Source organism: Rhodobacteraceae bacterium IMCC1335 (assembly GCA_039640495.1).
Taxonomy (GTDB): domain Bacteria; phylum Pseudomonadota; class Alphaproteobacteria; order Rhodobacterales; family Rhodobacteraceae; genus Thalassovivens.
Window position 1 is genome coordinate 712512 of record CP046864.1, and the last position, 24216, is coordinate 736727.

Consider the following 24216-nt stretch of genomic DNA (forward strand, 5'->3'; position numbering starts at 1 on the left):
TTTGGGCGGGCTGAATAGCGCTCATAAGGCGGCTTCGCGCAACACGCGAGGAACTTTGAAATTTACGTTTTCTTGCGCGGTTTCAACATGCTCAATCGTCACCTTGTAGCGCGCACCAAACGCCTCGATGATTTCATTGACCAAAACCTCAGGTGCAGATGCCCCCGCCGTAAGCCCTACCGATTGAATGCCCTCCAAAGCGCGCCAGTCAATTTCGGTGTCGCGCTGAACGAGCTGCGCGTAAGTGCAGCCGGCTTTCGAGGCTACCTCGACCAAGCGTTTTGAATTGGAAGAATTGGGAGCTCCGACCACCAGTAATGCATCCACCAAAGGCGCGATTTCTTTGACCGCAATTTGACGGTTGGTTGTAGCATAGCAAATATCTTCTTTATGGGGGCCTACAATGGATGGAAACCGCAGTTTCAGGGCAGCAACAATATCCGCCGTATCGTCAATAGAAAGGGTTGTTTGGGTGACAAATGCCAGTTTTTCGGGGTCTCGGATGTTTAGCTTGGCCACATCTTCGGAGGTTTCTACCAAAAGGACATCTCCCTCAGGCAATTGGCCCATTGTCCCGACCGTTTCGGGATGCCCTTCATGGCCGATCATGACCATTTGCAAACCCGCCGCGTGATGACGCTCGGCCTCAATATGCACTTTGCTCACCAAAGGGCAGGTGGCATCGACATAGATCATTTCCCGCTTTGCAGCTTCTGCTGGCACTGCTTTTGGCACGCCATGGGCAGAAAAAATAACCGGCCGATCATCTGGGCATTCATCTAATTCTTCTACAAAAATGGCGCCTTTTTCGCGCAATTCATCGACCACGAATTTATTATGCACGATTTCGTGGCGCACATAGACCGGGGCCCCCCATTTTCCCAAAGCAAGCTCAACAATTTGAATTGCCCGATCCACACCGGCACAAAATCCACGGGGTGCCGCAAGATATAAAGTCAGATCCTTTAACGGCATTACCGCTCTATCCCTTTTCCAAAGAAATCTTTTTGTTGTTGGGCATAGATTAATTAAGCTTAAGCGCAGCGTAAATATTTAATTTCACCGGCCACGGCGATGGCTGAAAATTTTGCATGTTTGTGCAACTGTGATATACGAGCTGGAATTATTTTTTAAAGATTTTTTGACTTTGAGTATTTAAAATGGCGAATGCCTTAGAAATTGATTTGAAGATAGAAGAATTAACCCAGGCAAGGCGGTTTGAGATTGTTCGAATATCCGCATGGGTCACCTTTGTTTTATCGATCATGTGGGCTGCAATGGGTTTTTTTTTGCAGCAATTAATTTTTTATATTCCCGCGGCAATCACGATATGTGCATCGCTACTTGCCGTTGTCTTTTTGAATACGCGCTTTCATCTCTTGGTGCGATTGCTCTGGGTTGGGTTTACTTGGATTGCGGTCACGATCGGGATTTTACTCGTAAGTAAGAACAGTAGCGCTGCCATTCTCTATACCGGCTTTGCCGGTGGGGCATTCTTAGTTTTTTCGGTAAAGAAAGAACGCGCTTATATTATATTTTTTGTTCTGATCAGCATAATGGCGTGGATCACCCGCTGGGGGCTGGAAGATGATCTTCTGGGCATAATGGTCGTGTCTGACCCGTTGGCCCTGCGATATGTAGACCTATTGGCGGTGCTGTCGGTTTTTATTATTTTGATTATTCAATATTATGCCGTCGGTACGATCAGTAAATCCTACAGCCTATATCTTTATCAGGCTAATAAGAAGGCTTCTGCCGCGAATATTGCCAAAACGAGGTTCCTTGCAAATATGAGCCATGAAATCCGCACCCCAATGAATGGGATCATGGGCGTCTTAGAGTTGTTTGAAGCGAAACAACTTGATCATGAGCAAGCGCGGTTGATCAAAGTTATGCGTGATAGCTCTGCGGTGCTGTTGCGGCTGGTCGATGAAATTCTAGACAGTTCAAAAGTTGAAGCGGGCCGGGTTGCGTTAAATCTTGAACCGACGGCTCTTTTAGAGCTATTTGAAAATATTGTTGAGGGAATACTGCCCTTTGCGCAATCTCGCAACGTTGAATTTTCATTGAATTTTGATCCTCAATTGCCCCAGAGAATTGACGTTGATCCTGGTCGTTTGCGGCAAATTATTCTGAATTTACTCACCAACGCTATCAAATTTTCGACACCGAGCCTAGCGGGCAAGACCGGGGCGGTTTCGTTATGTTTAACCCGGGATGAAAAGGATCATTTGCTAATTGTTGTGTCGGATAACGGCATTGGCATTGATGTGAAAAATCATCAAGATATTTTCGAGCCGTTTCTGCAAGTGGAAAGCGGCGCAGGGTTGGATTTTGGCGGAACCGGGTTGGGGCTGTCTGTCGTCTACCAACTGGTCAGTAAAATGAACGGGACGATAAAAGTTGACAGCATGAAGGGCAGTGGAGCGACGTTTGAAATTACGCTGCCGATGGTCAATCCGGAAGGGTCAGTGAATATTCCATGCTTGGAGTCTGAACAGGTTCTTTGTTTACACCAGCCAGGGAAACCACCAAGGGCATTTGAGCGCTATGTGCGGGCATCAGGTGCCATTTGGCACAGCTTTGACCAGCCGAGCGCGTTGCTTGGATTTCTTAAAACCACCGCGTCACCGCCCTTTATTGTAATTGCAAATTCTGGGTTAGGAGATTTACAAAAAGATCAGTTGTTTCGTGATATAGCGATGCATGACCCAGATCTGCCTGTGGCGACGTTTGCTTCCCGTGCGCATCCTGATTTTAAAAAGATATTTTCAGGGCGTCGCGTTCTTGCGCGCCGTCCCATGTTGCCCTCAGAGGTGTGGCGCGCCTTCTCTGAGATGCACGCCGCGCAGTTGTCACGCACCCAGTCAGGGTTACAAAAAATCAAACCTATCACCCCAACTCAGGGGCCGGCACAAGCACATATTTTATTGATCGATCAAAATGAGGTGAGCAGGCTGATTGTGAAACATCAGCTTGAAAAATTGGGCTGCGTGGTTGCCGAAGCTGCACATTTTCAAGATGCTTTGCTAGTCTTGCGAGATAAAGCCTTTGATCTGATCCTCATTGATGCGGTGCTTATCGACGCGAGCAGCCAGAGCGTGATCGTTGAGATACGCGCGCTTCAATCGGAGCGCCACGAAACTCAAACAGCGTTGATTGCTGTAGGCCGCAGCGCGTCAGCCACTGCGACGGTCTTGCAAGGGGTTGACGCGCAGTTGCAAAAGCCTGTTTCGACGTTGGAATTGGCGCAGATGGTGGACCGCTGGCGCGGCCCGATTGATCCAAATGCCCAGAAATAAGCGTTATTCAGGCGTATAAATTTCGTCTGTGCCATCGTCTTCGCGCACAGGCCGACCCACCACATCCCTGAGACCCTCCAGCTCGATAAAGTTATCCGCCTGGCGGCGAAGTTCATCGGCAATCATTGGAGGTTGGCTGCGAACCGTCGACACAACGGACACGCGTACCCCTTGGCGCTGCAGGCTTTCAACCAAGGGCCGAAAATCTCCATCCCCCGAGAACAAAACGATGTGATCGACATGCGGTGCCAGTTCCATTGCATTCACGGTCAATTCGATATCCATATTGCCCTTGACCTTGCGACGGCCTTGGCTGTCGGTGAATTCTTTGGCGGTTTTTGTGATCATGGTAAAGCCGTTGTAATTCAGCCAGTCGACCAACGGACGAATTGGCGAATATTCTTCATTATCAAGCAATGCCGTGTAATAAAATGCGCGCAGCAATTTGCCGCGGCGCATAAATTCTGTGCGCAATAGTTTATAATCTATGTCAAAGCCAAGCGATTTTGCTGCCGAGTATAGATTGGATCCATCAATGAACAGCACCAGCCGTTCGTCCTTGTAAAACATTTAATTTCCTTTCAAATAAACAGCGGCTCTTATATCGGTGAGCCTTCGCATCAAAGTCGCCGTTTCGGTAGCTTAACTTAAGTATTTTCAACGGGCTTGCAAGTCAAATGGACACGCCAAAGGATTGGTCAAATCACCCCTTCTCGAAATGTAGCGCGATTGCATTGGGAAGCAATGAAACTTGGCAAGGTCTGACCTCGGCCGAGCTATTAAATGCGGCGTTAAAGGCCCTTTCGCAACTGCCTCAGATTGAGGTCGTGCGGGTGAGTCGATATTACCAGACAGCAAGCTTTCCCGCAGGCAGCGGCCCCGATTTCGTAAACGCTGCAACCCTGATTCGCTCGCCCCTGCCTGCGGAGGGTCTTTTAAGTGCCTTACACAAAGTGGAAGCTGATTTTGGGCGCCGCCGGATCAAGCGTTGGGGCGCACGCTGTTTGGATTTGGATCTGTTATTTTGCGCGGATGTTGTTTTGCCGAATACGGCTGAATTTCAACGTTGGTATAACTTAGACGCGGCGCGACAACAAAGCATAGCGCCCGACACCCTGATTTTACCGCATCCGCGCCTGCATGAGCGGGCTTTCGTTCTGGGCCCGCTGATGGAGATTGCACCAGAATGGCGTCATCCGGTGCTGGGATTGAGCGTGGCGCAGATGTTTGGCGCTTTGCCAAAGGCTTTGCGCGCGGAATTACGCGCCCTTTGATTGGCTCTTGTAATTTGGGGCATCTGGGCGTAATGAGACTTTTTCTGATCAAATTGAAGCGGAGTAGAGAATGGCCCGGGTTACCGTAGAAGATTGCGTCGACAAAGTTCCTAACCGGTTTGACCTTGTGATGCTGGCAGCTCACCGGGCGCGCGAAATCTCTTCCGGATCGCCGATTACGGTTGATCGCGATAACGATAAAAATCCTGTGGTGTCTTTGCGCGAGATTGCAGATGAAACGCAATCCTCCGGCGCCCTGAAGGAACGCCTGATCGAATCAAACCAGACGCAGATCGAAGTGGATGAGCCTGAAGACGACGCAATGGCCTTGCTGATGGGCGGTGAAGCAGATCAGCCTGCGGATGATGATATGTCAGAAGAAAAACTGCTTCGCGCTTTGATGGCCGCTCAGGGCCAAGGGTAATCTGCCTTAAGGGTTCATGAGCTTATGCTGTCTGCTGAAGGCCTTGCTGAACAGGTTGCTCAATACAATCCTAAATCAAATTCAAAGCTGATTATGCAAGCCTATGCCTATGGGCGGATGAAGCATGAGGGGCAGCTGCGTAAATCTGGAGAGCCGTATTTTACGCATCCCGTCGCCGTGGCCGAAATTTTGGCCGGTCAGAGGTTGGATGATGCCTCGATTGTGACAGCCCTATTGCATGACACAGTTGAAGATACAGGCTCAACGCTTCAGGATATTTCGGACCGCTTTACCCCAGAAGTTGCCAAATTGGTGGATGGCGTCACTAAGTTAACCAATATGCAGCTCAGTTCCACTGAAACCAAAGAAGCCGAGAATATCCGCAAACTGTTGATGGCGATTGCGCAGGATATGCGGGTTATTTTGGTTAAGCTGGCGGACAGGCTTCACAATATGCGCACCATCCGCGCAATGCGCCCGGCTAAACAGGTTCAAAAAGCCCGTGAAACCATGGATATTTTTGCGCCCCTTGCGGGCCGCATGGGCATGCAATCGATCCGCGAAGATTTGGAAGATTTGTCGTTTAAAGTGTTGAACGCCAAAGGGCGCTCGTCCATCATGCGCCGTTTTATCAAATTGCAAAAAGAAACGGGCGATGTGGTATTGCGCATTACCGGCGATATGAACCATGAATTGGACAAGGCCAATATCTCAACGCAAGTGTTTGGGCGGGCCAAAAAGCCCTATTCGATCTGGCGTAAAATGCAGGAAAAGGATTTGGCCTTTTCGCGGTTATCCGATATTTATGGGTTTCGGATTCTCACCCAGAGTGAAGCCGATTGTTATCGCGTGCTCGGGGTTATCCATCAGCGTTGGCGGGCCGTACCAGGGCGGTTCAAAGATTATATCAGCCAACCAAAATCCAACGGCTACCGATCAATTCACACCACGGTGTCTGGGCGGGATGGTAAGCGCGTAGAAGTACAAATCCGCACCCAGCAAATGCATGATGTTGCGGAAAGCGGCGTGGCAGCCCATTGGTCTTATCGGGATGGCGTGCGCAGTGAAAATCCATTCACTGTGGATCCCTTTCAATGGATTAACTCTCTGATCGCGCAGTTTGATTCCGATCATGATCATTTTGATTTTCTCGAAGCTGTAAAGCTCGAGATGTATTCGGATAAGGTGTTTTGCTTTTCGCCAAAGGGTGATGTGATCAAGCTTCCCAAAGGTGCAACGCCGATTGATTTTGCCTATGCCATTCATACGCGAATCGGCAATTCTTGCGTGGGGGCGAAAGTTGACGGGCTGCGAGTGCCCCTATGGACCCGTCTGCGCAATGGCCAATCGATTGAGGTCATCACTGCGCAAGGTCAAAATCCGCAACCCACTTGGTTGCAAATGGCCGAGACTGGCAAAGCCAAAACCGCCATTCGACGCGCTCTCAGAGATGCAGATCGTAAAAAATTCATCGTGATGGGTCAGGAATTGGCGCGCGCGGCTTTTGAGCATGTGGGCAAGCGCGCCACGGATAAAGTGCTTGAAACGGCGGCTAAGAAAATGGGTGTCGGCGATCTTGATGAGTTATTGGCGCGGATGGGAAGCGCTGAATTCAGCGCCCGCGATGTGGTGCGCAGCGTCTATCCTAAGCTGGGCGGAAAAGAAGCTGTTGATGTTGATATGCGCCGCGCGGTGATCGGCTTATCGGCGGGGCAATCCTTCAACCGGTCGCCCTGTTGTCAGGCCCTGCCAGGAGAGCGGATTGTCGGGATTGCAGCGCATGGACATGGCGTTGCAGTGCACTCAATTGATTGCCAAATGCTGGTAGATTATGAAGATTTGCCCGAATTATGGCTGGATTTGCATTGGCATTCTGGGCAGCACGCGGCTGTGTATCCGGTGACGCTGCAGATGACGCTGGGCAATGATGCGGGCGTTTTGGGGCGCGTCTGTACGTTGATCGGGGAACAGAGGGCCAATATTTCGGATCTCGAGTTTATCGATCGAAACCCTGATTTTTATCGCCTGAATATTGACGTGGATCTGCGCGATATCGAACATCTTCATGCGGTCACCACGGTTTTGCAGGCAGAAGGTGAAGTGGCCTCAGTTCGTCGTTTACGCGCTGCGCATCGCGGCGTAAACGAAAGCTAAGAAGAATCAGAGGTGCTCAGTGGTATTTAAACGACGTGACAGGCGAGCGGTGATAAACATCATGCGCGACTTGCTGTGGCCCAAAGGTGGCTGGTCACGGGCGTTTCAATACGTGAAACATCGGGTTCGGCGCTTGCCCGATACGCCCGAGCGCATTGCGCGCGGCATTTGGGTTGGCGTTTTTACAACATTCACTCCGTTTTACGGTTTGCATTTTGTTGCCGCCATTCTTCTGGCGCGCGTGTTTAATGGCAATGCTCTGGCTGCGTTGCTCGCGACGTTTTTCGGCAATCCGCTAACCTATATCCCGATTGGGCTTGTGTCCTTGCAGACCGGGCATTTCATCTTGGGTAGCAGAGCGGAAAATGTGGAAAGCACCCGCTCCTTTGGGGGTAAGTTTTTAGATGCATGGCGCGATCTAAGAGATAATTTATTAGCAGGTTATTCTGGGGAAGAGGTTGATTGGACCAATCTCATGACCTTTTATAACGAAATTTTCTTTCCCTATATGGTGGGTGGTATTTTTCCGGGCGTTGTGACCGGGGCGGTTGGATATTATCTCAGCGTGCCGATCATTCGGGCCTATCAAAAGCGCCGAAAAGGTGCCTTGCGTGAAAAATTAATTGCGCTTCGAAAAAAAGCTTTGAAATCTGATGACGAAACGCATCGTCCGCACTAGTTTACGCTATATAGAGCGAAGGAGAGCGGCATGAAGCCTGTAGGGCAGCTGCGGCTGGGTGTGAATATCGATCATGTTGCAACCGTGCGCAATGCGCGGGGCGGCGCCTATCCGGATCCGCTGAGGGCGGCGCAATTGGCGCAAGAGGCGGGGGCGGATGGTATTACGGCGCATCTTCGCGAGGATCGCCGGCATATCTCTGATGCGGATATTGATGGATTGATGGATATTCTGCGCGTGCCGCTAAATTTTGAAATGGCGGCAACCGCAGAAATGCAAGAAATCGCGCTGCGCCATAAGCCGCATGCCATTTGTTTAGTGCCTGAAAAGCGCGAGGAACGCACCACAGAAGGCGGCCTAGAGGTCGCGCGCGAAGAAAACCAACTAGCGCATTATATTGCGCCATTGCGCGAAGCCGGATGTCGCGTCTCCATTTTCATTGCCGCGGACCAGCAGCAGATCGAAGCCGCAAACCGTATCGGGGCGCAAGTGATCGAATTGCATACCGGGGCGTATTGCGATCTGCACGCGGAGGGGCGCTTTGCGGAGCGCGATGCAGAGTTGGAGCGGTTGGGCGAAATGGCCAGCTTTGCCCATAGTATTGGTTTAGAAGTGCATGCGGGTCATGGCCTGACCTATGATACCGTACAACCTGTGGCAGCCTTTCCCGAAGTTATAGAGTTGAATATCGGTCATTTCCTGATCGGTGAGGCAATTTTTCGCGGGCTTGCACCGGCGATTGAAGAAATGCGCCGTCTGATGGATGCAGCGCGCGCGCCGGCATGATTTTGGGGATCGGAACAGATCTTGCGAATATTGAGCGTATCGCAGGGGTTCTTGAACGCCATGGTGACCGGTTTCGCAACCGCGTCTTTACCGATATCGAACAAGCCAAGGCAAAGCGCCGCAAAGATGAAGCGGGCACCTATGCCAAGCGGTGGGCCGCAAAGGAAGCCTGCTCAAAAGCGCTGGGCACCGGCTTGCGCATGGGGATAAGCTGGAAGGATATGGCCGTCAGCAATCTGAAAACGGGCCAACCGGTGATGGCATTATCTGGCTGGGCGCTTGAAAGGTTAAACAGCCTCACTCCCGAGGGGCATCAGGCCGTGGTGCATGTGACGCTGACCGATGATCATCCTTGGGCCCAAGCTTTCGTGGTGATTGAGGCTCGCCTCTTGCCTTGACACGCATGCGTCAAAGGCCCATTTAAGCCAAAATTTGGATGCAGGAGAACGTCATGACCACTGAAGCCCAATCACCGCTGGCTTCTATCTTTGAAACGATAAAAACAATTGTTTATGCTTTGCTTCTTGCAGGGGTGTTTCGGTCTTTATTTTTTCAGCCATTTTGGATCCCATCGGGGTCTATGAAAGAAACGCTGTTGATCGGTGATTTTCTTTTTGTGAATAAAATGGCCTATGGCTATTCCTATGCATCTTGCCCCAGCCTGATCATTCCGCGTTTGGGATTGAACGTCGATGCAAAAGATCTCTGCGGGTTTACCCGAAACGACAATAAGCGCTTGTTTGGAGGCACGCCTCAACAAGGCGATGTGGTGGTGTTTCGTCATCCGGTTTCCGGGCGCGATTACATCAAACGTTTGATCGGAACGCCCGGTGATAAAGTGCAAATGAAAAACGGCCAACTGTTGATCAACGGGCAAGCCGTTGATCAAAAACCAGATGGTCTTTTTAAGGAAATTATGGAGCCGCAAGGCTACTTTGGAAATCGGCCGCGGTGTTTTAACGGCGCCGTCGGGTTAGGCGGTGTTTGTGAAAAGCAACGTTTTATTGAAACCCTGCCCAACGGTGTGGAATATACAACGCTGAATATCGGGAAACAGTCATTGGATAATACAGGCATTTTCACCGTGCCAGAGGGTGAATATTTTTTCATCGGTGACAATCGGGATAATTCAACAGATAGCCGGGTACACCAAGCCAGCAATGGTGTTGGATTTGTGAAATATGAGGATTTAATTGGGCGCGCTGATCGCATCATGTTCTCTTCGGCTGGGCGCTCAATGTTGTATTTTTGGACCTGGCGCGCAGATCGGTTTTTTAAGGCGGTTCAGTGAAAATCGCTAGTGATCTGGCGCTTTTTCAAACCCGGCTGGGCTATCGGTTTAAACAGCCGTCTGGTTTGATTGAAGCCGTCACGCATGCTTCAAAAGGCACAAGCACCCGCCGGGATTATCAGCGTTTGGAGTTTTTGGGCGATCGCGTGCTTGGGTTGGTGATCGCGCAGGCTTTGTTGGCGCAGGATCAAGAGGCGTCTGAGGGAATTTTGGCTTTGCGTTATAACGCGTTGGTGCGCAAAGAAACCTGCGCCGAAATCGCACGCGATATTGATCTGGGAGCGGTGTTAAAACTGGGTAGATCAGAAATGATAACGGGGGGGCGGCGCAAGCAAACCTTGCTGGGCGATGCGATGGAAGCGGTGATTGCGGCGGTTTATCTTGATGGTGGCATGGAGGCGGCGCAGGCGCTTGTGTTGCGCCTCTGGCACCGCAGTTTGCAAACCGTTGACGGGCAGGACACCCGCGATGCAAAAACTGCCCTGCAGGAATGGGCACAGGCGCGCGGATTGCCGCCTCCAACCTATCTAACCAAGCGGCGCGATGGACCGGATCATGCGCCAGTCTTTGAAATCGAGGCCCAACTTTCCGACGGCCCGTCGGCGCGGGCCAAAGCCGGCACCAAACGCGCCGCAGAACAAGCAGCGGCGCAAGCCCTTTTAAACACAATGGAGGCGGACACGTGACCCAGGCAGGCTTTATCGCGCTGATTGGTGAACCCAATGCTGGGAAGTCGACGCTTTTGAACAGAATGGTTGGTGCGAAAGTATCGATTGTTACGCATAAAGTGCAAACAACGCGCGCGCGTATTCGTGGAATTTGTATGGAAGGGTCCGCACAATTGGTGTTCGTGGACACGCCGGGGCTTTTCAAACCGCGGCGGCGTCTTGATCGGGCGATGGTGGCGGCGGCTTGGGGCGGCGCGATGGATGCAGATATCGTGGTGCTTCTGGTGGAAGCGCATCGCGGCATCAGCTCTGGTGTTCAGAGCATTTTAGACCAGCTTAAAGAATTAGGGGATCGTCGGGTTATTTTGGCAATCAATAAAATTGATCGGGTTAAATCAGACGCGCTTCTAGCCTTGACGCAGCAGCTGAACGCGGCCTTTGCGTTTGAGAAAACCTTTATGATTTCTGCGGAGCGGGGACATGGTGTGCCGGATTTGCGGGCCTGGCTGGGGCAAGAGCTGCCCGAAGGCCCATGGCTCTATCCGGAAGACCAGATCGCTGATTTGCCACTGCGCATGATTGCGGCTGAAATGACGCGGGAGAAATTGACGCTGAGATTGCATCAGGAACTGCCCTATCAGCTGACGGTTGAAACAGAAAGCTGGGAAGAGCGCCCCGATGGCAGTGCCCGCGTGGATCAAGTGATCTATGTGGTGCGTGATGGGCATAAGGGTATTTTGCTCGGCAATAAAGGCGAAACTATAAAGGCCGTATCAAAAGCGGCGCGCGAAGAGCTGGAAGGCTTTCTAGAGCGTCGCGTCCATCTATTTTGCAAAGTGAAAGTGCGGCAGAAATGGCTGGAAGATGCGGCGCGCTACAGTGAAATGGGCTTGGATTTTAAGGATGGAAATGGATGACCCGGCTGACGGCTGTCTTTTGGGTGCAAGCCTATCTGCGCCGTCTGACGCTTGAAAACATCCCGGCCTATATATTGGCCCATGGGGATGATACCGCTGGCGCGGTGCTCGTTAAATTGGCAAAATTAGACGGCGAGGCCTGCCTGTTTCAGCGCGGGTTTGATCTGCAAACTGGCGATCGTGTCTGGCAACAGCTGGAACAAGGCACAGAAGAACAAATTGATAAAGCGCTGCAGCGGCAATTGGGATTTGATCCGGATCTTTGGGTGATCGAAGTTGAAGACCGTGCAGGCCGGCATTTTTTAGATGACTATGTGTAAAAGCGCAGACCGCTATGCTAAGCTTTCGCAAAGGGGCGGCGGTGAGATAGGGTATCAAAATGGAATGGCGCGATACGGGAATCCTTTTAAGCCGCCGTTTGCATGGTGAAACTTCTGTCATTGTAGATGTTCTAACGCCCAGCCAAGGGCGGCATCTGGGGTTGTGCCGGGCGGGCGGGCGCGCAAAATGGCGGCGGTTTTGCAGCCCGGTTCGCAAGTTGATATTCATTGGCGGGCTAGGTTAGAGACGCATTTGGGAAAGTTCACAATCGAGCCTGTGCGTAGTCGCAGCGCCGCGGCTCTGAGCGATCGATTGGCTTTGGCGGGCTTGAATGCGGTTACAGCCCTGCTGTCGCGCTTGATGCCAGAGCGTGAAGCCATGCCAGAGCTTTATCAGCGCAGCGAGCAATTGCTAGATCTTTTAGGGCAGGGCAATGTTTGGCCGCTCGCCTATCTGCAGTGGGAAATGTTGTTATTGGATAGTCTTGGCTATGGACTGGATCTTAGCCGCTGCGCGGTCACGGGTGCGCTTGAAAATTTAATCTATGTTTCTCCAAAAACAGGGCGGGCAGTCTCTGCCGAAGGGGCGGGCGCTTGGGCGCAGCGCTTATTGCCTCTGCCGCCCGTGATGTTGGGCGCACCTGCTTTTGAGGATAAAGAGATTGGTTCGGGCTTGCGCGTCACCGAGTATTTTCTGGCAGGCCATGTATGCGCGAATTTGGGGATTGATCGCTTACCCTCGGCGCGGGGCCGTTTGATTGATTTGATCGGATAGCGGTAGAAATTTGATCTAGAAACAAGAATTTATAGCAATAGCTCTGGACAGTTTGTGCTACAGGTCCTAAAACCGCCGCACTGAAGGCTCAGGCGCTTCAGTGCCCGGGTAGCTCAGGGGTAGAGCAGTGGACTGAAAATCCTCGTGTCGGTGGTTCAAATCCGCCCCCGGGCACCATTTTCAACAAAAGATCAATGACTTATTTTTCCGATACTAACGCTATGCGTGTGTATTTTAAAAACACACCAAACACACACTTTTTTGCGTGTTTTTGGGGTTGGATTTCGGGCTTAAACACTGTGTCTTAACCCTATTGGGAGAACATAGTCTCGTGCCTGATTGAATTGCGACGCATCTAGCAGTCGCATATGGTAAAGTATTCTATAGTTAAGAGTTCACACTAATATTTGAACTTATTTTCTAGGATAATTCAAATTGCAACAAGCAGCTAATCAACAGGAACATGCGTTGAAAGCAATACTGCTTCTAGTTTTAGGCATGTCATTTATTCCATTAAACGACGCGCTTATTAAAGTAATGAGTCAGCGTCTGCCTTTAGCCGAAATTGTGGCTATGCGAGCTGTTATATCTCTCGCCATCTTGGCAGTCTTCACAAATGGATTACGCTCCATGTTAGCGCTGAATTCAAGGACAATCTTGTTATTTGTTTTGCGCGGAATGTGTTTGGTTGCAGCCATGTATCTTTATTTTTTAGCGCTATCAAGTTTGCCTATTTCAACAGTAGTATCGATTTTCTTTCTATCACCGTTGCTAATTACTGCGTTATCCGCTGTTTTTTTAAAAGAGAAGATTGGTTCCCATCGTATCACTGCTGTCGTGTTGGCTTTATTGGGCGTTGCACTGATTATGAGACCAGGGACAAGCTTTTTTAAATTGGAAATGCTTTTGGCGCTTGGTTCTGCAGTAAGTTACGCGATATTCCAAGTTGTTACGCGTCGATTGAAAGGGGTGGGAGATCTACCGGGTCTGATAACTATACAGCACTTATGTTATCTGGTTTCTGCGTTACCGCTTCTTGCTTACAATTTAACTGGAAATTGGGAGCAGTCTGGTAATCAATCAGTAGATTTTTTGCTTAGGCAAACAGTTTTTCCGACGTTTTTAGAATGCGCTTTCTTTATTGTGTGTGCCTTCGCAGTGCTATTTCTCTCTTTTGCATCATCCTATGCATATAGAAACGCTGAAGCATCTCTTATTGCGCCGTTTGAATATGTGGCAATACCAGTTAGCGTTCTGTGGGGTATTTTCATATGGAATGAATGGCCAGATACGCTTTCCTGGATTGGAATGCTTCTTATTCTATTTGGTGGAGTCTATACTGTGTATCGAGAGCGCAAACTTCAGATCGAGGTGGCTTCTAGTGTACCGATGCCTGCGTCTTCTGGTATGAAGATGACTGAAGAAACGGCTGAGTGACAGAACAATTCTAAGAAAACATTTTTCTATTATTGAATAAAGATCAGGCCGTATTTGGCACTGCTAAGATGCATAGAAAATTAGCTGGAACTTGCACTAAGTAGCGCGCTTTTTCTGTCCAAAGTATGCCTAAACCACTTGTTGAACATAACTTCGGTTTATTTCGAACTCATTGAGTTTGCAGTTTACGTTACGGAAATAAGAAATATTTTTCTTCCTTAAAACCTAATTTCTAATAGTGTCATGCTTGTCAACTTCTCCAGAGAGAGAATAGTTTTAAAAAGGGAGAACATAAGATGATTAAAGCTTTATCAAAAAGAAAAAGTCCTCGATATGATTTCATGCCATTTGGCGTTTTAGCTTCGATAGCTCTGACAACGTTGACTTCGTCTGCCTTTGCAGAAAATTTTGTAGCGAGGATGTCCGGACATTGGAGTCCTAAGCACCAGAGCGCAATTCACTCACAGATTTTCGCAGATGAAGTGACAAAACGCTCGGATGGACGATTGACGATTCAATTTTATCCATCAAAACAACTTTTCGGTATTCGAGAGGTTATGGGAGCCATAACCTCTGGCGCGGTAGAGTTGGGTGGAGTTGTTGGTGTGGTGAGTTTTCCACCCATTAATAAAAACTTTAATGTTGCTTCTTATCCAGGGTTATTTTCTTCATATGACCAGCAGCGAGCCTTCTTTAAAGAATCTGAAGCAGGCAAAGCGGTTTGGGAAGATTTAACAAAAAAGAGTAATTCTAAGCTAATTATGTATAATCCGGTTGGTCCTGTAATGACTTTTTCTAGTGCGCGTGAGCTAACAGGAATTGACGTTATGAAGGGGCTTAAGGCCCGAGCTCTCTTGAAAAGTGAACGTCCCATGTGGGATGCCTATGAAGCAAATACCGTTTCATTACCCACTGGTGAAGTTTATACGGCTTTGCAAACGGGTATGATTGATACCATAAATAGTCCTCCTGGAAGCATCGAAGCATACAGTTGGTGGGAATATTTGGAATATGCTCAAAAGCCGTACCAATATTTTGCAGATGCATATATCATGGCCAACCGAGACTGGTTCGATTCATTGCCAGAAGATCTTCAAAGCTTGGTAATGGAAGTTGGAGCTGAAGTTGGAGAGCTTGCCACGAATACAATTTTGGACGCCGGTGAAAATACACTGAGCAAATTTGTTGATCGCGGTGGCATCGTAACTACTCTGAGTGGGTCCGAAAAAGCAAAATTCAACGCGATGATGGCCGATAAAGTGATGCCTGCGATGGCAGATATGTTCGATAGCGAAGTTTTGCTAGAGGCAGAAAAGTTTGCACGTCAATAAGCCGTTTCTTTAACGAGGCGGTTACGGAAATAAGCAATGTCGATTTTAACGAAGATCAACAATATTCTAACAAAAATTGCTTACTTCTTGGGTATGACGATTATTGCAATAATGGTAGTGGCACTTAGCACTAGTGCCATTACTCGCTATTTATCAGGTACCGGCTATGACTGGTTAATTGAATTACCTCCAGTATTGGTTTGCTGGTTGGTTTTCCCTCTTTTAGGACCACTTTTAAGAGAGGGAAATCATATACAGGTTGATTTCATTTCGTCAGTTGCATCGTTGAAGCAAACAAAAATACTGAAAGTCCTAATAAATCTAACCGCTTTGTTTGCTTCTATTATATTTTTTAAGGCGGGTTTGGATGCCACACTTCTATATTATAATCTGGGCCAAATGATGGAATTAGAATTAGATATTCCGATTTGGTGGATGTATTTGTCTTTTCCGATAGGATTCCTAATTTTAGGCTCTTTTGCACTTGAGCTTACATTTAAAGCAATTTCCGATCTGAAACCTCGAGCGTCAGAGGCTAATTAATGTATCTTTTGGCATTTATAGTAGCGTTGGTTTTGCTATCTTTTTCTGTTCCAGTTTTCCTAGTTTTTGGGATTGGAAGCTCTATAGCAGCAATTTTGGGGTTAAGCCTGCCTTGGTCAGTATTAATTCAAGTGTCATTCGGTGCACTCACCAAACATATACTAATAGCAGTGCCTCTTTTTGTATTTGCGGGCACAGCGATGCTCAGGGGTGGTGCCGCTACGAGATTGGTTAGTTTTGCGACTTCTCTAGTAGGTCATTGGCCCGGTGGGCTGGCAATAGCCATGGTTATTTCTATGGGCTTTTTTGCTGCGTTCTGTGGATCGATTTTGGCTGCTATAACGGCGGTTGGAACAATTATGATGCCAAAAATGATAGAGCATGGGTACCCGAAGCCTTTCGTCGTCGTTTTGGCTGCATCAGCGGCATTATTAGAGGCCCTTATTCCACCTTCGAATGCCGCAATTTTATTCAGTGCGCTGACGAATGTTCCCGTTTCGCAAACCTTTGCTGCAGGTGTTATTCCAGGGTTGATTTTATTACTTTTTATGATCGCGATTGTTTTGATCAAATGCAGAGATATAGCGGGTACAGATAAAGCAACTGGGATGGAAAGGCTCGAAGCAGCAAAAAAAGCGTTACCAGCGTTAATCACCCCAATTATCATTTTAGGTGGGATTTATGCCGGTTTACTCACGCCTTCTGAGTCAGCGGCAATTGCAGGACTTTGGGCAGTCATTATGGGTTTTATAATATATCGTGAGTTAACAATTGAAGGCCTTTTGAAATGCTTAAAAGAGACAGCGGCAATAACGGCAGTGATTTTTTCAATCATTGCTACAGCAACCTTTCTCAGCGTGGTGCTGACCTATACTCAATTGCCCCAAAAAATAATCAGTTTTTTCACTGATATGGGAGCTGGTATATATGTATTTTGGTTTGCCTTAGCTTTAATCTGTTTGATTTTAGGAACTTTCATAGAAATCGTTCCGGTGTTTTACTTAACAGTTCCGGTATTTGCCGCCCTTGTTTTGTCTTTAAATCAAAACCTTTTGCATCTTTATGTTGTATTTGTAGCTTTTGCAGGTATTGGAATGATTACACCGCCCGTTTGTGTTGGAATATATACAGCAGCTGGTGTGATACGAGAAGATCCTGCCAAAGCGTTTAAAGAAGTACCACTCTTTGTTGGGGTTGGAATTATCTATGGTGTTTTGATGATATTCCTACCCGTGGCCTCAACTTGGTTGCCAAGTATGTTAAGATAGTGATTGCAAATCAGTATTTGACTCTAAGACTAATGTTCCTGAGATCTATTAGTCAGTGTGTCGGTGGTTCAAATCCGCCACCGGGAACCACTTTTAAATGTAATATCAATGACTTAATTTTTCGCTACTAACGCTATGCGTGTGTATTTCAAAAACACACCAAACACACACTTTTTTGCGTGTTTGTAGGGCTAGATTTCGGGCTCAAACACTACGTCTTAACCCTATTGGTAGGACACAGTTCTTTCTTCTGTATAAGGATATTACAACTGACCATAGACTTGCTGGAACTTCGATGACTATTTTTCTTGGTGATGGGTTTATCGAAGACACTATTCTGTCGTTATGATATTTCACTAATGACATCCCTGCCCAACTGTAAAGCGAGATGCAATGTGTCCAGCATGCACCAGTTCTCAACTATTTTACCGTTTGAACATCGCCACCAATCACAATCACGCATGAATACTCGGTTGCCTGTAGGCTCAATACCAAGAAATGGTTTCACATGAACACCCGTGATCATTTTCCAACCATGGAGAAATGCGTATTCGCCGTCTCCTGCCTTGCAGTCAGCACTAACCCCAGTAATTCCATCTTTTTTCCCATCACCCCAGCCTGCAAAGGTTTTCTCGAATGGGCGCTGAAATGTGTCAAAAGCATCAATAGTTGAGTATGTGCCCATTCCACCAGGACCATACCAGACCATATTATTGCTCCAATAAGGTTTCCATTGAGCGTCCTCGGTTGCTAATCGTTTAAGCATTCCCTCTACCAAGTCCGCGCTGGCTCTTGATATATCTGCCTCGGAACTTTCAATAAAGATACCGTCATGCGAAGCAGGCCCAGGAACGAGGCCCTCATATCCGCTGCTAGATGCCAATGGCCATCGACCCAACGCGATAATTAATTCTGCAAGACCCAAATACACATATGTTTCGGTGATTTTCCCGTCTTCCATTTTGTGAAATTCGCCAAAACGCAAAAACGCCATTTTGTTACTCGGAGGAATACCGAACAACGGTTTTCGAAAGTGCCCGTAAAAATAGCCCGTAGAAGTAACCCACTCGGAGCCCTGGTATTCCCCTGCAAGAACAATGTAATTTTGGCGGGTAAAACCATCCAGTGACTGCGCAATTGGTGCAATTATATCTGAATAATATCCGACCCCAGACTCTGCTTCATTAATCGGATGGCTACCATTTATTTCCGCGACCTCACTAAAATTTTCGTTCACACCGAGTTCTATTGCCTGCAAATTACCAGCTTCAAACGTTTTCAGAAATTCCCAGTAGGTTCTTTTGTTTTGAGAACTTACTAGCGTAGCAATTCCCATTGCTGGTCTATTTATTCGAGAATTCATGTTGGTCACCGTTCAATTACTCCCCATACAAATCCAACAGTTTAAAACCGCTAGATCCTTCAGTGCCACTATGAAAGGTTTTTTGCCAATATTGCATATCCTATGATTGGATACGGATATAAAATCTAAGCGTTTAAGATTTTGATGTAGTTTATGTATGCATCGTTTTCTTGCGTTCACGGGTGACACGCGTTGCTTCCTCGGTTCCGTCATTGAAAGTTCCAAACCATCTATCCCAAGGCATTTCTTGATTACCATAGTTGCATTCGTAATAGCGGTGATGCAGTTGGTGATAGAACGTCCCTAATGCTAATCGGCGTTTGTCTTTGATTAGCAGATCTTCATAACCTGTATGGGTCATAGCGGCACCAGGCCCTTGGTAAATAATATGGAAAATCAAGTGTATTGGGTGGCTGGCAACAAACCAGTGAATGCATAGGGATGACAAATAAAGAAAATGCTCAACTGGATGCATGGATAATCCAGACCATGGGCCAATGTTGACGTTGCGATGATGTAGAGAGTGCACTTTTCTGTAAAGGAGCGGAACATGTAACAGCCTGTGCACCCAATAAAAATGAAAGGCCGACCATATCGGGAGCAGTAGAAATGCCAGAAGAAACCAAACAGGGTTTAAGCTTAGCGTTACGGTAGGCGCATATCCATTGGCCATCATCCACATTGTAACCGCTTGAAAGGCGGTTAGTTGAGTAACGCCTGAGCCAAGCGACCAAAACATATTGTCTTTAACCTGATCAGAGAAACTCCAAAGTTTGTTATTTTTTCCTTGGTCGCGACGGTCAAATTTAAGGCTCTTGTTTTGCTTCTTGTACTTGATGAACCAAAGATGCAGCCCTCCGGCAATACTGCTCACCAGGGCAAGGTTGATTATCCAAACTTGGGCTATCCAGCCAAAAGAAAATTCCTTAGCGGCTTCCAAATCTGGATAAACCCAAATCCATAGTAAAATGGCGAGCAGCAACATCAGAACACGTTCGGATAGGCTTAACCAGTTAGTTCTGAGCCAGTTGGCTGCAAAGCTTGGATCTGGAGGCCATTTGAATATAGAACTATCGGCCAGTGGTAACTCTGGATGATAATTCCAATTTGAATTTGATGAGGTTTCGGAATGTTCTGGCATCATACTCTCCGCGATCGGCAATACTCAGCGTAAGCATCCAATCTGTGCGCGCACCAATTTAAACGACATACGAATTGTGAAAAAACGACTAGTATGTAAACGTGTTCTTTAAAAAAATCTGAGCAGTGGGGCATGCTTTTGATTGTTACTTACTATAAAATAACTTGCTCAAACTTGCGTATGATCTAGAGACAACATATGGCTGTCTCCTTTGTTTCTCGTATTTATGCAAATGCTCCGATAGTGCTTTGTCTCGCTACATTAGGTTGGGGCAGTAATGCCGTTGCCAGTCGCCTTGCGGTTGGGGAAGTTTCACCCATGATGCTGATTTTCTTGCGTTGGGGACTAGTTGTTCTACTAATCTTTTCTTTGCATGGAAAAGAGATGATCAAAGAATGGCCCGCCATTCGTAATAGGCTTAAATGGGTTTTTCTGATGGGTGGTTTTGGGTTGAGCATGTTTAATGCGCTTTTCTATATCGCAGCACATAGCACGACCGCAGTAAACTTGGGTATTATACAAAGCACGATGCCTGGCATGATCCTACTTGGTTCATTTTTCATATTTGGGTCTAGCATAAATATATTACAAATTTTCGGACTTATAATAACGTTCATCGGTGTGCTTGTAATGGTGTCTAAAGGCTCAATCGAAAACCTATTGCTCTTAACCTTTAGCACTGGTGACTTGTTGATGCTTGTCGCATGTGTCTTTTATGCAGGGTATGCTATCGGACTGAAAAACAGGCCAAAGGTTTCAGGGCTGGTTATGTTGGGCTATTTCTCGATTGCTGCTTTCGTGATGACAATACCGTTAATGGTAATTGAAAACGCAGTATATGGAACCATCATGCCTGGACCAAAGGGGTGGTTGATTATTCTTTACATTGCTCTCGTTCCATCATTTGTTTCACAGGTATTTTTCATGCGTGGTGTGGATCTGATAGGCTCTGGATCAGCTGGATTATATGCTAATCTAGTACCTGTATTTTCCGCCGTCATTGCGGTGATACTCTTGGGCGAAATTTTCAGTCTTTACCACCTTTCTGCGATGATCTTTGTATTTGGTGGCATTGCATTGTTTGAACATCAAAACAGAATGAAAACATGATTTGGGATTATTGATGCGTCTTAATAATAACATGAAAGGCGCGGCTCTGATGACTGGCTGCGTATTTGCCTACGTTATCAATGATGCCTTTATGAAATTTTTATTTTCTGAGATCGCATTGTTCCAAGCAGTATTTTTACGCAGTATCATTACAGTTCCACCAGTTTTGCTGATGGTCTGGGTTACCAAAGTCACACTTAGAAACTTAGCCAAACAGGACATACGCCTAATATGGTTGCGGGTGGGTGCTGAGATTTGCACGACGGTCGCTTTTTTGACAGCCCTTAAATATATGCCTTTAGCCAATGTCACAGCTATTTTACAAGCACTACCTCTAGCCGTAACGATGGCGGCAGCGCTTTTTCTTGCAGAGCCCATTGGGTGGCGGCGGTGGAGCGCCATTCTCGTAGGATTTCTGGGTGTTCTAATCGTTGTCCGACCTGGTCTGGACGGTTTTAATGTTTATTCATTATCAGCTTTAGCAGCAATTATTTTCATTACCATAAGAGAAATTGCGACGCGTAAACTTGCGCAGGAAGTGCCCACAATTACTGTCGTTCTATCGACAGCTATCGGCAGTGCTGTATTTGCTGGAATCATGATGGTTGGGGCAGAATGGCATGCAGTAAGTACATCATCATGGATGTTGCTCATAGGCGCAGCTTTCGCAGTTTTGATTGCTACTTTACTCAGTGTAATGGCGATGCGGACGGGAGAGATTGGTTTTGTGTCTCCTTTCAGATACACTTCTATGCTTGGCGCCATAGGGTTCGGGATTTTAATGTTTGGCGAATGGCCTGATCAACCAACTTTAGCTGGGACGGTGATTATAGTGATGACGGGTATTTACACTTTCCATCGTGAACAAAAGATTAGTAGAGGTGTCATAGCAACATAATTAGCATCTAGGCGGTTACAGAAGTTTATTTTCTAAAATCTGCTTTAAAACCTCCGAATTCAGTCGGAAAAGACCCTACTGTGCGCCGCAGGCGATCTTAAAGACTGAACTCTTCGACTTTAGTCGGAGAAGGTTCAGTTCAAAACAAAGGACAACAAACATGAGCTATCCAACTGGCTATGAGCCTGCTAAAATATGGACTATGGCTGGCGATAATGGAGGCACATTTTCCAGCATTAACCGTCCTACTGCCGGCGCGACACATGAGAAGGATTTACCTGTGGGGCGCCATCCTCTTCAGCTTTATTCTCAAGGAACTCCAAATGGAGTCAAAATAACTATTATGCTAGAGGAGTTATTGTTATTGGGGCACTCGGGAGCTGAATATGATGCTTGGGTTTGTCGGATTAACGATGGAGATCAGTTTTCATCGGGATTTGTGGAAGTTAATCCAAATTCTAAAATTCCAGCTCTAATGGATTACAGTTTAGAAAACCCACAACGAGTTTTTGAGTCTGCGGCAATTCTGTTATACTTGGCCGAGAAATTTGGTAGATTCATTCCTGAGAACCCAACTGAAAGAACAGAGTGTTTATCTTGGCTTTTTTGGCAAATGGGTAGTGCGCCTTACCTTGGTGGAGGGTTTGGTCATTTTTATAGTTATGCGCCTGAAAAAATAAAATATGCGATTGATCGTTTTGCTATGGAGGCTAAACGACAACTAGATGTTCTCGATCAGCGTCTGGCTCAAGTACAATTTGTAAGTGGCTCAAGCTATTCCATTGCAGATATAGCTATTTGGCCTTGGTATGGACAGTTGGTGCTTGGTAGATTGTATAAAGCTGGGGAATTTTTGGATGTAGCCAGTTACAAGAATGTTTTAGAGTGGGCTGAGAAAATCAACGAGCGACCTGCAGTTCAACGTGGGCGGATGGTGAACCGCACTTCCGGCGACCCTTCTAGTCAACTTCTTGAGAGGCACGATGCGTCAGATTTTGAGTTTTAAAAAAGAATTTTTGAAAGTAACACGAATAATAAACTGTGTTTAAAAAGAATGAACAGAGTCTTTGGTCTTTGGATTTCTCTTAATCAAAAACACAGTTTGGTAGACTTGTCAGTGTTGCGAGCCATATAATTTGGCAAGGAGATTGGCGTGCGACACTTGCGAGATGATACTGTGTTGATCTTGGACGGAGAGGTCCGTGTTTATCGTCGCGAACGTAGCCGTAGATGGCAGGCTGCATTCAGCATTGATGGTAAGCCCATACGCATTAGCACTGGGAAAAAAGATCTTAATGAGGCCAAAGAAATCGCTCGCGACACCTACCTAGAATATAAGTTCAGACACAAGAACGACCTGCCTGTGATTACCAAGAAGTTCTCAGATGTAGCGCGTCTGGCAATTGCCGACATGCGCACACAGCTGGATGCTGGATTGGGCAAGAAAGTCTATGCAGATTACATCGTTTGCATCGAACGCTACCTCATTCCCTACTTTGGTTAGCAGTATGTAACCTCCGTTGATTATGAGAAGGTGCAAAGCTTCTATGAGTGGCGCAGAGCTAAGATGGGCAGGGAGCCAAAAGTAAGTACACTCAACACACATAACTCTGCAATGAACCGCGTGTTTGATGAAGCTGTGGCAAGGGGCTTTCTGGCACATAAGAATGTGCCAATGCTTGTGAATAAGGGTGAGAAAAGCGAACGGCGTCCAGACTTCACGCGCGAAGAATACGCAACCATGATCCGCAAACTGCCGCATTGGATCAAACAGGGTAAGGCAGGCAAACCCACCGACATGCGATATCTCATGCGGGATTATGTGCTCATATTGGCCAACACAGGGATGCGCCACGGAACTGAAGCACTTAACCTAAACTGGAAACACATCACGCTGTTTGAGGAAAATGATCTTCAATACCTTGAAATGAGCGTGACAGGGAAAACGGGCAGGCGGGATATCATCTGCAGAAGCGGAACGATCAACTATCTCACACGCATCCATGAACGCTCAGAAGACCTCAATCACATGAGCTTTGAGCAGTTGCTGAAAGAGCGCTTAGATCTGCCAGTATTTAGATTGCCTGATGGGACTGTGAGCAAGAACATACACCAGACCTTCCGCGCATTCATGAAAGAGAGCGAGCTGATCAAATGCCCACGCACAGGCCTTAACAGAACGCTCTACAGCCTGCGCCATACTTACGCGACATTTGCATTAATCAACGATGGTATGGATATTCACGCCTTAGCCATACAGATGGGCACCAGCATTGGCATGATTGAGCGCCACTACAGCCATCTTACGCCAAGGCTCAAGAAAGACATGCTCACGGGCAAGAGATATGAACTCAGTAGAGCCGAGTATCAGGAAAAGGCTTTAAAATGAACGATGCTGTTGATGCCTCGTCTAAATTCCAAGATCGCCTTCCAATCTCATCAGATGCGATAATGGAACAGCTGGATACCTGCCATTGCATCCCGCAAGAAGCCTGATCTTGATGAACATTCACACGTTTTTCCAAAGTGCTTTTA

The 24216-nt window shown here is 47.3% G+C and carries 22 protein-coding genes, 1 tRNA gene and 3 pseudogenes; 22 read left to right on the forward strand and 4 right to left on the reverse strand.

What is annotated here, in order from left to right; all coding sequences use genetic code 11:
- Positions 1 to 21: 21 nt before the first annotated feature.
- Positions 22 to 975 (reverse strand): 4-hydroxy-3-methylbut-2-enyl diphosphate reductase, encoded by a 954-nt coding sequence (gene ispH / locus GN241_03450; GenBank protein XAT56498.1) that lies wholly within the window; start codon positions 973 to 975, stop codon positions 22 to 24.
- 185 nt (positions 976 to 1160) lie between these two features.
- Here ispH and GN241_03455 point away from each other — a divergent pair, with 185 nt between their 5' ends.
- Positions 1161 to 3302, forward strand: coding sequence for a response regulator (locus tag GN241_03455; GenBank protein XAT56499.1), 2142 nt, complete (start codon positions 1161 to 1163; stop codon positions 3300 to 3302).
- A 3-nt stretch (positions 3303 to 3305) separates the two neighbouring features.
- Here GN241_03455 and GN241_03460 read toward each other — a convergent pair whose 3' ends face one another.
- Positions 3306 to 3872: an NYN domain-containing protein gene (locus tag GN241_03460; protein ID XAT56500.1), complete on the reverse strand. Its 567-nt coding sequence runs from the start codon at positions 3870 to 3872 to the stop codon at positions 3306 to 3308.
- A 107-nt stretch (positions 3873 to 3979) separates the two neighbouring features.
- Between GN241_03460 and folK the strand changes: the two genes are divergently transcribed.
- The 16 genes and pseudogenes from folK (at position 3980) to GN241_03540 (ending at position 17169) form a co-directional block, all read left to right on the forward strand.
- Complete coding sequence (gene folK, locus GN241_03465) at positions 3980 to 4576, forward strand: 2-amino-4-hydroxy-6-hydroxymethyldihydropteridine diphosphokinase (protein XAT56501.1); 597 nt, start codon at positions 3980 to 3982, stop codon at positions 4574 to 4576.
- 70 nt (positions 4577 to 4646) lie between these two features.
- Positions 4647 to 5000, forward strand: a complete 354-nt coding sequence (locus GN241_03470) for a DNA-directed RNA polymerase subunit omega (GenBank protein XAT56502.1) — start codon at positions 4647 to 4649, stop codon at positions 4998 to 5000.
- Between the two features lie 24 nt (positions 5001 to 5024).
- Positions 5025 to 7154: a RelA/SpoT family protein gene (locus GN241_03475; protein ID XAT56503.1), complete on the forward strand. Its 2130-nt coding sequence runs from the start codon at positions 5025 to 5027 to the stop codon at positions 7152 to 7154.
- Positions 7155 to 7173: 19 nt separating this feature from the next.
- Positions 7174 to 7833, forward strand: coding sequence for a DUF2062 domain-containing protein (locus GN241_03480; protein XAT56504.1), 660 nt, complete (start codon positions 7174 to 7176; stop codon positions 7831 to 7833).
- 30 nt (positions 7834 to 7863) lie between these two features.
- Complete coding sequence (locus tag GN241_03485) at positions 7864 to 8619, forward strand: pyridoxine 5'-phosphate synthase (GenBank protein ID XAT56505.1); 756 nt, start codon at positions 7864 to 7866, stop codon at positions 8617 to 8619.
- Positions 8616 to 9017, forward strand: coding sequence for a holo-ACP synthase (locus tag GN241_03490; protein ID XAT56506.1), 402 nt, complete (start codon positions 8616 to 8618; stop codon positions 9015 to 9017). The genes GN241_03485 and GN241_03490 overlap by 4 nt, the downstream gene beginning before the upstream one ends.
- Positions 9018 to 9070: 53 nt before the next feature.
- Entirely contained in the window at positions 9071 to 9910 is an 840-nt protein-coding gene (gene lepB / locus GN241_03495; protein XAT56507.1) for a signal peptidase I, read from the forward strand.
- Positions 9907 to 10596, forward strand: a complete 690-nt coding sequence (gene rnc / locus GN241_03500) for a ribonuclease III (GenBank protein XAT56508.1) — start codon at positions 9907 to 9909, stop codon at positions 10594 to 10596. The genes lepB and rnc overlap by 4 nt, the downstream gene beginning before the upstream one ends.
- A complete protein-coding gene (locus tag GN241_03505; GenBank protein XAT56509.1) occupies positions 10593 to 11495 on the forward strand; it encodes a GTPase Era in 903 nt (300 codons plus the stop codon). The genes rnc and GN241_03505 overlap by 4 nt, the downstream gene beginning before the upstream one ends.
- Positions 11492 to 11815, forward strand: coding sequence for a DUF1491 family protein (locus GN241_03510; protein ID XAT56510.1), 324 nt, complete (start codon positions 11492 to 11494; stop codon positions 11813 to 11815). The genes GN241_03505 and GN241_03510 overlap by 4 nt, the downstream gene beginning before the upstream one ends.
- A 59-nt stretch (positions 11816 to 11874) precedes the next feature.
- Positions 11875 to 12590: pseudogene (recO, locus tag GN241_03515) on the forward strand (DNA repair protein RecO).
- A gap of 102 nt (positions 12591 to 12692) precedes the next feature.
- Positions 12693 to 12767: transfer RNA gene (locus GN241_03520), tRNA-Phe, on the forward strand.
- Between the two features lie 258 nt (positions 12768 to 13025).
- The gene (locus tag GN241_03525; GenBank protein XAT56511.1) at positions 13026 to 14027 is read left to right on the forward strand and encodes an EamA family transporter; all 1002 of its coding nucleotides are present in this window, start codon (positions 13026 to 13028) and stop codon (positions 14025 to 14027) included.
- A 296-nt stretch (positions 14028 to 14323) separates the two neighbouring features.
- Positions 14324 to 15358: a hypothetical protein gene (locus GN241_03530; protein ID XAT56512.1), complete on the forward strand. Its 1035-nt coding sequence runs from the start codon at positions 14324 to 14326 to the stop codon at positions 15356 to 15358.
- A 36-nt stretch (positions 15359 to 15394) separates the two neighbouring features.
- Positions 15395 to 15901, forward strand: coding sequence for a TRAP transporter small permease subunit (locus GN241_03535; protein ID XAT56513.1), 507 nt, complete (start codon positions 15395 to 15397; stop codon positions 15899 to 15901).
- The gene (locus GN241_03540; protein ID XAT56514.1) at positions 15901 to 17169 is read left to right on the forward strand and encodes a TRAP transporter large permease subunit; all 1269 of its coding nucleotides are present in this window, start codon (positions 15901 to 15903) and stop codon (positions 17167 to 17169) included. The genes GN241_03535 and GN241_03540 overlap by 1 nt, the downstream gene beginning before the upstream one ends.
- Before the next feature lie 343 nt (positions 17170 to 17512).
- Here the strand turns inward: GN241_03540 and GN241_03545 are convergent, their stop codons facing one another.
- Positions 17513 to 18532, reverse strand: a complete 1020-nt coding sequence (locus tag GN241_03545; GenBank protein XAT56515.1) for a hypothetical protein — start codon at positions 18530 to 18532, stop codon at positions 17513 to 17515.
- A 151-nt stretch (positions 18533 to 18683) separates the two neighbouring features.
- Positions 18684 to 19673, reverse strand: coding sequence for a sterol desaturase family protein (locus tag GN241_03550; GenBank protein ID XAT56516.1), 990 nt, complete (start codon positions 19671 to 19673; stop codon positions 18684 to 18686).
- A gap of 198 nt (positions 19674 to 19871) precedes the next feature.
- Between GN241_03550 and GN241_03555 the strand changes: the two genes are divergently transcribed.
- The 5 genes and pseudogenes from GN241_03555 (at position 19872) to GN241_03575 (ending at position 24147) form a co-directional block, all read left to right on the forward strand.
- Positions 19872 to 20783, forward strand: a complete 912-nt coding sequence (locus GN241_03555; protein ID XAT56517.1) for an EamA family transporter — start codon at positions 19872 to 19874, stop codon at positions 20781 to 20783.
- 1 nt (position 20784) lies between these two features.
- The gene (locus GN241_03560; protein ID XAT56518.1) at positions 20785 to 21681 is read left to right on the forward strand and encodes an EamA family transporter; all 897 of its coding nucleotides are present in this window, start codon (positions 20785 to 20787) and stop codon (positions 21679 to 21681) included.
- A gap of 160 nt (positions 21682 to 21841) precedes the next feature.
- Positions 21842 to 22687 carry a glutathione-dependent disulfide-bond oxidoreductase gene (gene yghU, locus GN241_03565; GenBank protein XAT56519.1) on the forward strand — a complete coding sequence of 282 codons (846 nt, stop codon included), beginning with the start codon at positions 21842 to 21844 and terminating at the stop codon, positions 22685 to 22687.
- 147 nt (positions 22688 to 22834) lie between these two features.
- Positions 22835 to 24070 (forward strand): annotated as a pseudogene (locus GN241_03570) (tyrosine-type recombinase/integrase).
- Positions 24067 to 24147, forward strand: a pseudogene (locus GN241_03575) (prolyl-tRNA synthetase associated domain-containing protein). The pseudogenes GN241_03570 and GN241_03575 overlap by 4 nt, the downstream one beginning before the upstream one ends.
- Positions 24148 to 24216: the final 69 nt, after the last annotated feature.

What these genes read in the sequence shown, in the direction of transcription:
- GN241_03485 (XAT56505.1), top strand. Translation starts at nt 7,864, where the DNA reads ATGAAGCCTGTAGGGCAGCTGCGGCTGGGTGTGAATATCGATCATGTT.
- GN241_03535 (XAT56513.1), top strand. Translation starts at nt 15,395, where the DNA reads ATGTCGATTTTAACGAAGATCAACAATATTCTAACAAAAATTGCTTAC.
- GN241_03455 (XAT56499.1), top strand. Translation starts at nt 1,161, where the DNA reads ATGGCGAATGCCTTAGAAATTGATTTGAAGATAGAAGAATTAACCCAG.
- GN241_03460 (XAT56500.1), bottom strand. Translation starts at nt 3,872, where the DNA reads ATGTTTTACAAGGACGAACGGCTGGTGCTGTTCATTGATGGATCCAAT.
- GN241_03550 (XAT56516.1), bottom strand. Translation starts at nt 19,673, where the DNA reads ATGCCAGAACATTCCGAAACCTCATCAAATTCAAATTGGAATTATCAT.
- GN241_03540 (XAT56514.1), top strand. Translation starts at nt 15,901, where the DNA reads ATGTATCTTTTGGCATTTATAGTAGCGTTGGTTTTGCTATCTTTTTCT.
- GN241_03545 (XAT56515.1), bottom strand. Translation starts at nt 18,532, where the DNA reads ATGAATTCTCGAATAAATAGACCAGCAATGGGAATTGCTACGCTAGTA.
- GN241_03510 (XAT56510.1), top strand. Translation starts at nt 11,492, where the DNA reads ATGACCCGGCTGACGGCTGTCTTTTGGGTGCAAGCCTATCTGCGCCGT.
- GN241_03490 (XAT56506.1), top strand. Translation starts at nt 8,616, where the DNA reads ATGATTTTGGGGATCGGAACAGATCTTGCGAATATTGAGCGTATCGCA.
- GN241_03530 (XAT56512.1), top strand. Translation starts at nt 14,324, where the DNA reads ATGATTAAAGCTTTATCAAAAAGAAAAAGTCCTCGATATGATTTCATG.
- ispH (XAT56498.1), bottom strand. Translation starts at nt 975, where the DNA reads ATGCCGTTAAAGGATCTGACTTTATATCTTGCGGCACCCCGTGGATTT.
- lepB (XAT56507.1), top strand. Translation starts at nt 9,071, where the DNA reads ATGACCACTGAAGCCCAATCACCGCTGGCTTCTATCTTTGAAACGATA.
- GN241_03475 (XAT56503.1), top strand. Translation starts at nt 5,025, where the DNA reads ATGCTGTCTGCTGAAGGCCTTGCTGAACAGGTTGCTCAATACAATCCT.
- GN241_03470 (XAT56502.1), top strand. Translation starts at nt 4,647, where the DNA reads ATGGCCCGGGTTACCGTAGAAGATTGCGTCGACAAAGTTCCTAACCGG.
- GN241_03555 (XAT56517.1), top strand. Translation starts at nt 19,872, where the DNA reads ATGGCTGTCTCCTTTGTTTCTCGTATTTATGCAAATGCTCCGATAGTG.
- folK (XAT56501.1), top strand. Translation starts at nt 3,980, where the DNA reads ATGGACACGCCAAAGGATTGGTCAAATCACCCCTTCTCGAAATGTAGC.
- yghU (XAT56519.1), top strand. Translation starts at nt 21,842, where the DNA reads ATGAGCTATCCAACTGGCTATGAGCCTGCTAAAATATGGACTATGGCT.